Origin of the sequence: Leptospira semungkisensis (assembly GCF_004770055.1) — a bacterium.
Classification (GTDB): Bacteria; Spirochaetota; Leptospiria; order Leptospirales; family Leptospiraceae; genus Leptospira_B; species Leptospira_B semungkisensis.
This window is the reverse complement of sequence record NZ_RQEP01000005.1, coordinates 1,023,184-1,034,388: the sequence shown is the minus strand read 5'-3', so window position 1 is coordinate 1,034,388 and position 11,205 is coordinate 1,023,184. Positions and strand designations below refer to the sequence as shown.

Annotated in this window: 10 protein-coding genes; 3 read left to right on the top strand and 7 right to left on the bottom strand. The window is 42.7% G+C overall.

What is annotated here, in order from left to right:
* Positions 1–68 precede the first annotated feature (68 nt).
* Positions 69–1,088: an aldo/keto reductase gene (locus tag EHO59_RS04955; RefSeq protein WP_135585325.1), complete on the top strand. Its 1,020-nt coding sequence runs from the start codon at positions 69–71 to the stop codon at positions 1,086–1,088.
* Between the two features lie 34 nt (positions 1,089–1,122).
* Here the strand turns inward: EHO59_RS04955 and EHO59_RS04950 are convergent, their stop codons facing one another.
* The 5 genes from EHO59_RS04950 to EHO59_RS04930 all read right to left on the bottom strand — a co-directional run bounded on the left by EHO59_RS04950 (position 1,123) and on the right by EHO59_RS04930 (position 6,567).
* Entirely contained in the window at positions 1,123–1,806 is a 684-nt protein-coding gene (locus EHO59_RS04950) for a DUF4136 domain-containing protein (RefSeq protein WP_135585323.1), read from the bottom strand.
* Between the two features lie 129 nt (positions 1,807–1,935).
* Complete coding sequence (locus EHO59_RS04945) at positions 1,936–2,622, bottom strand: potassium channel family protein (protein WP_135585321.1); 687 nt, start codon at positions 2,620–2,622, stop codon at positions 1,936–1,938.
* A gap of 12 nt (positions 2,623–2,634) precedes the next feature.
* Complete coding sequence (locus tag EHO59_RS04940) at positions 2,635–4,440, bottom strand: TrkH family potassium uptake protein (protein WP_135585319.1); 1,806 nt, start codon at positions 4,438–4,440, stop codon at positions 2,635–2,637.
* 7 nt (positions 4,441–4,447) lie between these two features.
* A complete protein-coding gene (locus tag EHO59_RS04935) occupies positions 4,448–5,227 on the bottom strand; it encodes a hypothetical protein (protein ID WP_135585317.1) in 780 nt (259 codons plus the stop codon).
* A complete protein-coding gene (locus EHO59_RS04930) occupies positions 5,224–6,567 on the bottom strand; it encodes an amidohydrolase family protein (RefSeq protein WP_135585315.1) in 1,344 nt (447 codons plus the stop codon). Before EHO59_RS04930 ends, EHO59_RS04935 begins: the two co-directional genes overlap by 4 nt.
* 98 nt (positions 6,568–6,665) lie before the next feature.
* Here EHO59_RS04930 and EHO59_RS04925 point away from each other — a divergent pair, with 98 nt between their 5' ends.
* A complete protein-coding gene (locus tag EHO59_RS04925) occupies positions 6,666–8,030 on the top strand; it encodes an MATE family efflux transporter (protein WP_135585313.1) in 1,365 nt (454 codons plus the stop codon).
* A gap of 148 nt (positions 8,031–8,178) precedes the next feature.
* Positions 8,179–9,201 (top strand): GDP-mannose 4,6-dehydratase, encoded by a 1,023-nt coding sequence (gene gmd, locus EHO59_RS04920; protein ID WP_135585312.1) that lies wholly within the window; start codon positions 8,179–8,181, stop codon positions 9,199–9,201.
* 155 nt (positions 9,202–9,356) lie between these two features.
* Here the strand turns inward: gmd and EHO59_RS04915 are convergent, their stop codons facing one another.
* Positions 9,357–9,977, bottom strand: a complete 621-nt coding sequence (locus EHO59_RS04915; protein WP_135585310.1) for a DNA-3-methyladenine glycosylase family protein — start codon at positions 9,975–9,977, stop codon at positions 9,357–9,359.
* A gap of 7 nt (positions 9,978–9,984) precedes the next feature.
* Positions 9,985–11,202 (bottom strand): Crp/Fnr family transcriptional regulator, encoded by a 1,218-nt coding sequence (locus EHO59_RS04910; RefSeq protein ID WP_135585308.1) that lies wholly within the window; start codon positions 11,200–11,202, stop codon positions 9,985–9,987.
* Between the last annotated feature and the right edge of the window lie 3 nt (positions 11,203–11,205).

The window sequence follows — 11,205 nt, the reverse complement described above, 5'->3', positions numbered from 1 at the left end:
TCTTGCCCTGGGAGCTTCTTCCTGTACTTTGATAGGAAAGATCATCCATCCTATTCAGGAGTTCCTGCATGAAAAAAAGAAGAATTGGCAAAACCGCTTTATCCGTTTCGGAAATTTGCATGGGAACCATGACATTCGGTTCCACCTGCGATGAAAAAGAGGCACACAAAATCTTGGATCGCGCTTATGACGCTGACATAGACTTCTTCGATACTGCAGAAATTTATCCGGTTCCTCCCGAAGCAAAGTACGTGCACGAGACGGAAAGGATCTTCGGAAATTGGCTTAAAACAAAAAAGAGAGATTCTATCATCATCGCCACAAAGGTTTGCGGCTCCGGAAGCACTTGGTTTTCTCCTCCTGTGAGAGCAGGAAAGACTGCATTAGATCGCAGGAATATCAGAGTTGCTATCGAAGGAAGTCTGAAACGACTCGGCACCGACTATGTAGACTTATACCAAACGCATTGGCCCGATCATGATTTCGGTTTCGAAGAAACATTAGAAGCTCTTACAGAACTCATAGACGAAGGAAAAGTAAGATTTATCGGTTCAAGTAACGAAACCGCTTGGGGAACAATGAAAAGTCTCGCTGTATCTCAAGAGAATCGACTGGCAAGATACGAATCCATCCAGAACAATTTCAGCATTTTGAATCGAAGATTCGAAGATGCTCTTTCTGATATTTGTAGAAGGGAACAAATCAGCCTTCTACCTTATTCTCCTTTGGCAGGAGGAGTTCTAACAGGAAAATATAATGTTCCCAGTCCGCCTGAAAATGCGAGATTCAGTCGTTACGCAAAACTTCCTACAGAAAGGCAGAGAAAAATGGCCAATCGCTTCTTAAACGAAGGAACTCTGGCATCCACAAAAGAACTGATGAGCATAGCTGCAGAGGCAGGGATGAGCGTGACTACAATGGCAGTCGCCTGGTCCAAGCAGCATGACTATGTGGCTTCTACGATTATAGGAGCGAATACTGTGGAACAATTAGAAGAGAGCTTAAAAGCCACAGATCTAATCTTAACGGAAGATATTTTGAAAAAAATAGATGAGGTTTCTAAAAAGATCCAATATCCGATGGGTTGATCTAGAACTCGGAGATCTTTTCATATACTAAGATCTATTTGCGGTGCCAAACTTCTTCTTCGGAGATCGTTTCCGGTTTTTCTCCTGCGAATTCCGGGAACGATTTGAAGAAGCCTGTGATCAGATACGGGATCACGTCGAACATAGGACCGGATCTTCCTTCTCCTTCTACATTCGCTTTTAATAATACACTTGTAGGGACTCCTCTATAAGTCCTTCCATCATAGATCACGATCTTAAAGATCACATCGTAGAAGTTTTCGTAATAAGGCGTTTGCCCGCTCGTTCTAGAAAGCGCTGAATATCCGCCAAAGAGTCCTAAACCGCCAAATGTAGGAGAAGTTCCTACTCTACCGGAAACTCCCCCGTAAGAATGGTATAACATGCCTCTTCGGCTAGTCCATCCACCGAAAGCTCCTAATGCGATTTTGGGATTGATCAAACTTCCCCGAGGAACAATTAGAACATCATAAGAAATTAATAGATCAGCCTTATTCGATTCGACCTCTTGGTATCCTTTCTGGGAAAGTTTTTCTCGGATGAGATCTGCGTGCTCCAAGATCACTGTCTTAGGTGCATCGCCTACGAACGGTAAGAATGCATACGTCTTATCATAAAATACCAAGGCCCTAGATTTCTCTACTTCCAATTGGGACTTTACCTGCAGAGGTGAACAGGCAATCAATTTAAGCAGTAGGACGAGGACGAGGATTCTCATGACCAACTCTATCTTTCGACCGAATTATAATCAGATTTTTCCATAAACAAATGGTTTTTAATAAAAAATATCAAAGTCGATCTAGTTCTAAAGCAAAACATTCTAAATGGATCGTGCCTTGAAATAAATTCAAGGTTTGCCCACCAACTTTTCGAGGTTTTCATTCTTACCGAACAAGACCAAAACGTCTCCTTCTGCAAATACCAGATGAGGAGAAGGAATGCCTAGTATATCTTCCGTAGGATTGTTTTTGCGTCTGGATTTCTTCGGTCTTTTGACTGTTATCAAATTCAGATCCCAGTCCTCTCTTATTCGCGCTCCGGCAACAGTCTTTCCCCATAGATGCTTGGGAGCCAGAGCTTCTAAGATTCTATACTCTTCTCCGAGCAAGGTAACTCCTTTTACGCTGCTATCTGCGAGCAACTCTGCCATGGAATGAGCTGCCTTTTCCTCCGGATTAAATAGATTCTCGATCCCTAACATTTGCAGTACTCTTTTGTTCAGATCGGATTGATAGCGTGCATAAATATTCTCCACTCCAAGCTTCTTCAAAACGTCTGCAGTAATGATCAGATTTTCAAAATTATCTCCGATAGCGATCACGACAGAATCCATCTCATCCAAACCATGTTCCTTTAGTTCGGATTCGTCGGTAGAATCGATTGCCACACAATAGGTACAGTATTCTTGGATCCGATCTATCTTATTCTTATCTTGATCGACTGCTGTGACTTCTTGACCGTCGTCATGAAGCCTCTTCACAAGTTCGATCCCGAAATCGCCTAATCCGATCACTGCGATCTTTTTCTTTTTCATACGAATCTTCCTTTAACCGACCACTACGTATTCTTCGGGATACCAATATCTTCTAGGTTTGCGCTTCGGAACAAAGGCCAACAATACAGTTAAGACCCCGACTCTTCCCACAAACATTACGAAGCAAAGAAGAAGTTTTCCCGGATTGCCCAGTTCTCCCGTAATCCCTCTAGATAGACCAGTGGTTCCATAAGCTGAGACTACCTCGTAACAAATGTCCAAAAAGGACAAAGGCTTCTCAAAACAGACCAAGAAAAGTATGCCGAAAAATATTATAAAAAGCGAAAGTATTATCGCAACAGAAGCTCTAGAGAGTGAACTATCCGCAACCGTTCTCCCGAATACATCTACTCTTTCTTTTCCAGTAAAGAACTGATAGAACTGCAACGCGGATAAGGCCAAAGTGGAAGTCTTGATCCCTCCTCCGGTAGAATTCGGAGAGGCTCCCACCCACATTAGAAAAAGACTAACGAATACCATCGGAACTCCCATAGATTGCATGTCCAAGGTATTGAATCCTGCAGTTCTGGTGGTAATGGAATAGAAGAGAGAATGAAAGGACGCATCCAACCAAGAAAGTCCGTTTAAACTGAATTTCCTTTCTAAGACCCAATAAGAAATCCAACCGAATACGATCAAAAATACAGTAGTAATCAGGATCAACTTAGAACCTAGAGAGAATCTATATCGGGACTTTTCCCAAAACCTGGATTTTCTGAGGATTTGATTTACGGTGGGAAAGCCCAAACCTCCGAATACAATAAGTATCATGATCCCCGAAAGGAATAGATATGATTCTCTGAAATAAGGCTCAGCCAATCCTTTCGGAAATAAGGCAAATCCTGCATTACAAAAAGCTGTTATAGAATGGAATACACTATAGAAAAAGAGATCTTTTTCGGGAATTCCAGCTTCCTTCGGAATACTAAGATACAGAAGAATGGATCCTATTCCCTCAATCGCAAATGTCTGATAAGCGACTTGTTTTAAAATAGAACCTGCCCTTCCTATTGTCTCTTGAGAAAACAGATCCTTAACGATCAACTTCTCCGTTACCGACACCTGCCCTTCTAACACCAATGCGAAGAAGACAGTCAATGTCATCAGTCCCAGACCGCCGAGCTGCACTAAAACCAATAGAATGACCTGGCCAGTTCCAGTCAGATCCTTCGCTACGTCGATCGTGCTTAAGCCAGTCACACAAACCGCACTCACAGCAGTGAAGAAAAGATCCACCAAATGAATAGGCCTAGCCTCCGCCCTAGGCAGACAAAGCGCTGCCGTACCTAATAAGATCAAAAGAGCGAAACTGCCTGTCATTACGAAAGAAGGAGAAACTTTTCCCAAAGACAATCTTGCCTTTCTGAGAAAATGGGCGAAGCCCCCGAATGCCAAAGTGATCTGGCTAATGGATAAAAATAGAAGCACTACTTCTTCGGTTCTTCTTTGAGAAGAAGAGATCCAAGATTCTATTCTGTCTTCGAATAAGAATTGTAGGATCACTATTGCTATTATTGAGACTTCTACTTTGTGCTGCCTAATATAAGAACCGTATGATTGGAGTGTAAAAATAAAGCTCAGCAATTCATAAAGAACCAAGGACCAAACAATAAAGACTGTAAGCAAACGAAGAGGATGGATCAAATCAGGAGAATAATAAAATCCATATAAGAAAATTAGAATGAATAAGGAAAGAACCCCAAGTAATCCAAAGATTATTCTCAGCACTGGCCTGATATAAGAATCGAAGAATAAGGAAATCTCTCCCCATTTAGAAATCCAGGAAACCCAAGATTCGTTTTTATCGGAGAAAGACATTAGAGTTTTAGAAGCTTACGCTGAAAATTTCCATGTCCATTCTGTATTCCAAACTTTTGGAATACATACCGTAACTTGGGATCGCCTTAGGATGAATAGTTTCCGAAAGTTTATCCGGAACAGTCGGATTCGGAGTAGGACTCTCCGGTTGGTTTTCACGTTTCATTCTATCATAATCGCGTAAATCCAACCAAGCATTTGCAAGAGCCAAGGTGGTAGCAATGCCGGCAACCAACCAACCTCCGTCAAAACTCTTTTGGTATCCCGGATTTACTGCGCTTACGGAAGCATAACTCAAACCGGCAGCCAAAGGCAGTGTCATAAAGAAAATAATGGAGAATCTTCTTAACCTTGTTTCGGTATAAGGCTCATGATCTTTTCCGAATTCTTCCAATTTCTTTTTTCTATTTTTGGATTCCTCTTGCTGCCTTTGCAATGCCTCTATATTCACTTCGCCTGTTACCGGATTGAACAATCCATCATCTTGTCGATTCTGATTGGGATTAGTAGTTCTTCTGGTTCCCTGACTTCCGGCATTATTAGGCAGCCCGCTCTGAAAAGGAACCTGCACGTTACGCGGGTTTACTAAAGGAGGTTTGTCCATCTTGGGAGGAATGCTATACTCTCTAAATCCGTCAGGAGATCGATCGTCCCTAAAATTCCTCAGATTATAATCGTAAGGATCCGAGAAGTCACTTTGTTGTGCGTAACTCGCCACTGAATTTGAGATAAGAACACAAACTAAAAATATCTTAAGACTCTTATACAAAGAAAAAGACCTCGTCATTCCGAATAAACTCCGTCTTTCACAGGCAACCTTCCCGACAGAATCTCGGAAGTATAAAGGAAAGAATCCTTTCTAACCTTCTCCAATTGATCTTGGCTTAGACCTAAGGATTCTGCCTTGCGATATTCTTCTCTAATATCCGTTCCAAAAATGCCAGGATCATCCGTGGAGATCGTAAATTTCAAACCGTGTTTCGCGAAGCGGATCAAAGGATGATGAGATTTATCTCTGACCATTCCGATGTACTCGTTAGAACTCGGACAAGATTCTATAATTGCGGAAGTATTCCGAATACGATCCATACAATATTCTTGATATGCCTTTGTTTCCGATACCTGCGTTTCCGTAATCGAAATTTCGGTCTTTTCTTTATGTCGGATAGAATCTAATTCGGCGCTCAGTCTTTCCTTCGAAGAAATTTCTCCGTATTTAGAAACTTCTTCCCAATGATCCAAGAGATAAGTCAGAGTATCTTTTCTTTCAGAAGAAGTTTCCGAAATCGTCTTGCCTGCATACGCATTCGGATCCATTCCCAAAGCGATCGCGTGACCTAAACGGTGCGCTCCCCACTCCGCAGATTCCAAGACCCAACGAGCCGCAGATAGAATCGTCTTATCTTGAAATGATTCACCTACATGATACAGAACTGTCAACGCAGTAGAAGTCTCCGCGCGATTGTCTTTTTGGACTTGGCTTAGAAATTCCTTTTTGTCTTTAGGAGGGAAACCTTCTTCTATATAACAAAAATCTAATCCAACTACGTATTTCCGGATGATAGGATCCTTCTCCATCATCTCCTTGACCATGTCGTATTCCTTAAATACGTTTCCGTCTCTATGTAAGGAGATGACTAAACGAGAAGAAGCCTTTCCGGAAAGTTCTGATTCGACTTCCGCAAATCCTTCACAAGAAGCTAAGGTCTTAGAATAAATGCCTTCGTACGTATCGTTAGGAGCGTACATGATCCTATACTCTCCGAAGCTAACACCTTCTTCAAATTGGTCTTTGGTAACTCTTTTAGAAACGAAGCGGATCTCTTCCGGATTGAATTTGGAAAGAGCGATGATCAGATTGAATTTGGCCTGAAACTCAGGGAATGGCCCTTGGTGATTGAAAAGATAGAGTTTTTCGAAATCTTCTTTAGATCTATAATCTTCGAAGAAAGATTCAGTATTGATCTTCTTTCCGTATAGCTCTTGAAATGGTTTTGTAAATATGTCCCAACGCGGAGAAGGATTTTCGTATCCAATCTTCCAGAGCAGCTCGGGCCTTAAGCTACCGTATAAATGATTATGAAGGTCCGCAAAGCCAAGCCCGGAACCGAATTCTTTTGTATTCATCGGCTTTCTGCCATTTTAGTTCTTCAAGCAGGCTAATAAACATTTTTTCAGGGAAAAAATGTTGTTCGTGCACCTATGGCCTCAAACCTGGAATCAGTTTGGATCACTTTTATAAAAAAATACGCCGATCTTACAGAGCTAGTAGATTAAACGTTAAAATTCTATCTTTGGCCTTGCCGGTTGTTTTCGGAATGCTCAGCCAATCTTTGGTTTGGATCACCGATACGATCATGATCGGCTATTTGGGGCAGAACGCGATCGCTGCAGTAGGTATTGCAGGCACAAGTTATTATACGTTGATCGCCTTTCTAATCGGATTCTCCATGGGGGTGCAGATCATCGTCGCCCGTAGGTTTGGAGAAGGAAGAAAAGATCAGATAGGAAAAGTAGGAATTACTACTGTTTATCTTTCCTTGTTTTTAGGATCCATGCTTTCCTTTTTAGGACCGATCATCTCTCAACCATTGATGAATCTGATCGGACCGGATATTACTGTAAATTCACTCGCGTCAGAATATCTTTTCTTTCGATCTATAGGCAGTGGATTTTATTTTTTAGGATTCTGTTTTAGAGGATTTTTAGACGGATTAGGATTCACTAAGGCAGGCTTTGTTTCTATGGCCGTTACCACCTTAGCGAATATATTCTTCAATTGGATCTTTATCTATGGAAATCTAGGAAGCGATGCCATGGGAATTGGAGGCGCAGGGCTTGCCTCGTCTTTGGCGGGACTCGCAGGATTGCTCGTATTTCCTATATTCTTCTTTTATTATAGAGTTAACGAATATTTCAAAGAGATCAGTTTATTTCCCAGTTGGGAGCACTTGAAAGAGATCATAAAAGTAGGAACTCCTCCCGGCTTTGAAGAAGGATTCGTGAACGTAGCCTTTGTTTTATTCGCAAAAATTCAAGGAATGATATCTGTCATCGCGATCGCCGCTTCGAATGTATTATTTTCCACTCTTAGTTTTGCCTTTCTTCCAGGATACGCGTTCGGAGTTGCAGCAACCACCATCTTGGGCCAAGCAATGGGCGCTAAAAAATATAAGCTCGCCTATCATTCTGCATTTCGGTCCGCATTTATTTCCGCTCACGTAATGGGATTGATCGGCCTTTGCTTTATCTTTTTAGGAAAGCAGATCATAGAACTCATCACTCATGATCCTGCATTGATCGAAGAATGTTATCCTGTGCTCGCTCTCATCGGGGTCATACAGATCGGAGATGCATATCATATGGTTATAGGGGCAGCGCTCAGGGGAGCTGGAATGCAAACCTATGTCTTCAGAATATATATCTTACTAACGTATCTGCTGATGCTTCCTTCTGCCTATCTTTTCGGTATCGTATGGAAAGGCGGGACATTCGGGATCTGGGGAGGAATATTTATATGGATTGCGAGTCTTTCCATAGTATTCGTATACGAATTCAGAAAGAAGAACTGGGTGAAGGGAACGGTTTAAATTCAATCTTCCTTCCCTATATCCGAAATGAGATCCAAAGGGAAACGTAGGAAGTCCTACAAAATGGGCAAATCGACTTGGAAAACTCGAAACCGGTAGAGTTAATCCTTCTTGCCTCAATAGCAAAACCAAGGTTTTTGGTCCCAGAATGAAAAAGGCGCTTATCACAGGGATCACCGGCCAAGACGGATCCTATCTTACAGAGTTACTCTTGGATAAAAATTACGAGGTGCACGGGATTGTCCGTAGAACCAGCTCTTTGAATAGAGATAGGATCGAGCATCTTAGAGGAAATTCCCGCCTTTTCCTCCATTATGGAGATTTGACTGATTCCAGTAACCTAAACCGTATCCTGGAAAAGGTTCAGCCGGATGAAATTTATAATTTAGCAGCACAGTCTCACGTAGGAGTTTCTTTCGAAGTTCCGGAATACACTGCAGAAGTAGACGCTGTGGGAACTCTTAGGATCTTGGACGCAATCAAGCAAACCGGAGTCAAATCTAGATTCTATCAGGCTTCTACTTCCGAGCTCTATGGAAAAGTGCAAGCAGTACCGCAAGATGAGAAGACTCCTTTCTATCCTAGATCTCCTTATGCAGTCGCGAAATTATACGCATACTGGGCAGTCGTGAATTACAGAGAAGCGTTCGGATTGCACGCCTCCAACGGAATATTGTTCAATCATGAATCTCCAAGAAGGGGGGAAGGTTTCGTAACCCGTAAAATCACTCTCGGAGTTGCGGGCCTAGCTTCCGGAAAAAGCGGAGCCATCCGATTGGGGAATTTGGACTCCAAGAGAGACTGGGGATACGCACCGGATTACGTAAACATGATGTGGATGATGCTGCAACAGGATCAGCCAGACGACTATGTTGTCGCCACAAATGAAACTCATACGGTTCGCGAGTTTATCGAAGAATCCTTTAGACATCTGGACATCCAAGTAGAATGGAAAGGAACCGGAGACCAAGAGAAAGGATATGATAAGAAGAATGGAAAACTTTTGATCGAAGTAGATCCTTCCTTCTATAGACCAACCGAAGTAGATCTACTGATCGGAGATCCAGCCAAGGCAAAGGCGAAACTCGGATGGGAACCAAAAGTCAAGTTCAAAGAACTCGTAGAGATCATGATCAAAGCCGACTGCAAATCAGTTGGAATTAATATCTGATTGTTCCCACAATATTGCTGAATAGTTCCTACACGAAAAAGTTCGGCAAAATTGCGAGTTGCGAAATTAAGAATATTCTGATATAGGGAACGCGGCCCCTCCCACTGGGGACCCACCTCCACCACCCGATGAGGGTGGGGGCCACCCTCATCGCCCTACATCCAGGGCCCGTGGTCTCTCCACAAATACCAACTCAAGATCGTCCTATAAGGGGAAAATTCCGCAGTGAACTCTAGGATCTCCTTCTTGGAGTTCTCGTGGATCCCATAATTCCTCTGGATCGCTTTTCTCAGAATTAGATCGTTCAAAGAAAAATGGTCCCATCTATCCAAAGAAAACATCAAAACCATTTCTGCTGTCCAAGGACCGACTCCTTTTAAACTGCATAATAGATCCAAGACTTCTTGGTCGTTCAACTTAGAGAGCTTATGATCCGAAATTGTCCCATCCAAGTATGCATTCGCTATCCTCTTTAAGGTTTCGCTCTTTGCTACGGAGAGACCGGCTTTGCGCAATTTCGGGACCGATAAAGCGGAGAGAATTTTAGGATCCGGGAACTTCTTTCCATTTCCGTAATATTCTTTTACGCGAGCTTCCATTGTTGCCGCGGCCTTTCCCGAAAGTTGCTGGCTAATGACAGCCCTAAGCAAGACAGGATACGGTTTTCCCATCATCTCTAAGGTGCATGGGCCGACTTTTTCTATGATTTGTTTGAGCTTCGGATCCTTCTTCTTAAGCCAGAGTACGGCCTTGCGTAATCTCGCATCGCGATCCATTGGAGGCTTAAGCCCGTTTTTTGATCTTAGCGTCTATTTGTGATTTTTTGCGGAATGCTTGGACAAGCTTCTCCAATTCCACTAAGTCAGTGCAGGAAATCTTTCCTTGATCTAACTTGATAAATTTGTTTTTAGAGATCAGATCGAGTACAAGGTTCTCATCTTTCGGATACGTTAGACCGACCATCTTGATCAAGTCCTTTGTTCCGATCTCAAAGTTATAATTGGATTTCGGAACAACCTTAACTCTGTTCTTCTCAACAAGAGTCATCAGAGTATCTGCAATTCTTCCTTGAGGATCAGTAATCAACAAGTTAGCAAGCTGCTTATACGCAGTCCAAATCCTTTCTGACAAAAGAGTAATGAGTCGAGTAGCAAGCTGAGGCTGAGCCTTAACCATGCCTTCGAAGTTGGCCTTATTGATCGCAAGAAGTTGCACTTCTCCCCACGCAATAGCGGAAGCAGAACGAGGCTTATTATCTAAGAGAGCCATCTCTCCGAAAATGTCTCCGCTTTGTAGAACTGCGAGGAGCACTTCGTTGGAATCCACGATCTTAGTAATTTTTACTCTTCCGTGTTGGATAATATAAAGTTCTCTTCCTGGCTCGTGCTCGCAGAAGACCATCTCATTGTCACTGTATGCACGGTTGAATTTCGTATAATCGATCGGAGGAGGCGCAACCGGTTGATTCACTGTTTGCAATTTCAATTTAGCCTGAGTTGCAAACTGTCCATTGGGAAGGTATTGTAAATATTTCTGAAATGCGTACGCAGCATGAAGAGTGTTCTTCTGATTGAAGTAGTACTCTCCGATTGCAAATAACTGATTCGGATCCTCTTCTACTGCAGAACGAAACGTCAAACGAGTGATCGTTGAGTCGAACTGTCTGAGTTTCATGGAGAAGTAGCGAATGATCTTCATCGCTACCGGAGTATTCTTCTGAATTAAGGTACCGAATTGATCGTAACTAACTTGGATCAAGGATACATCGGTAAGTGCGATCGCAGATTCGATCTGAGCGTGCTGGCTCATCGCAGCCACAACTCCGAAAAAGTCTCCAGGACCTAAGAGCTGGTTTGGATCCTCGCCCACTACTTGATTCTCGCGTGCGACTCGAACCTTGCCCTGTCTGATTATAAAGAAATTATGGGCTTCTTTCTTGCCTTCGACGATGACATAGGACCCTTTAGGGTAGTTCACAATTTGAAAGAAGCCGTTGGACATACT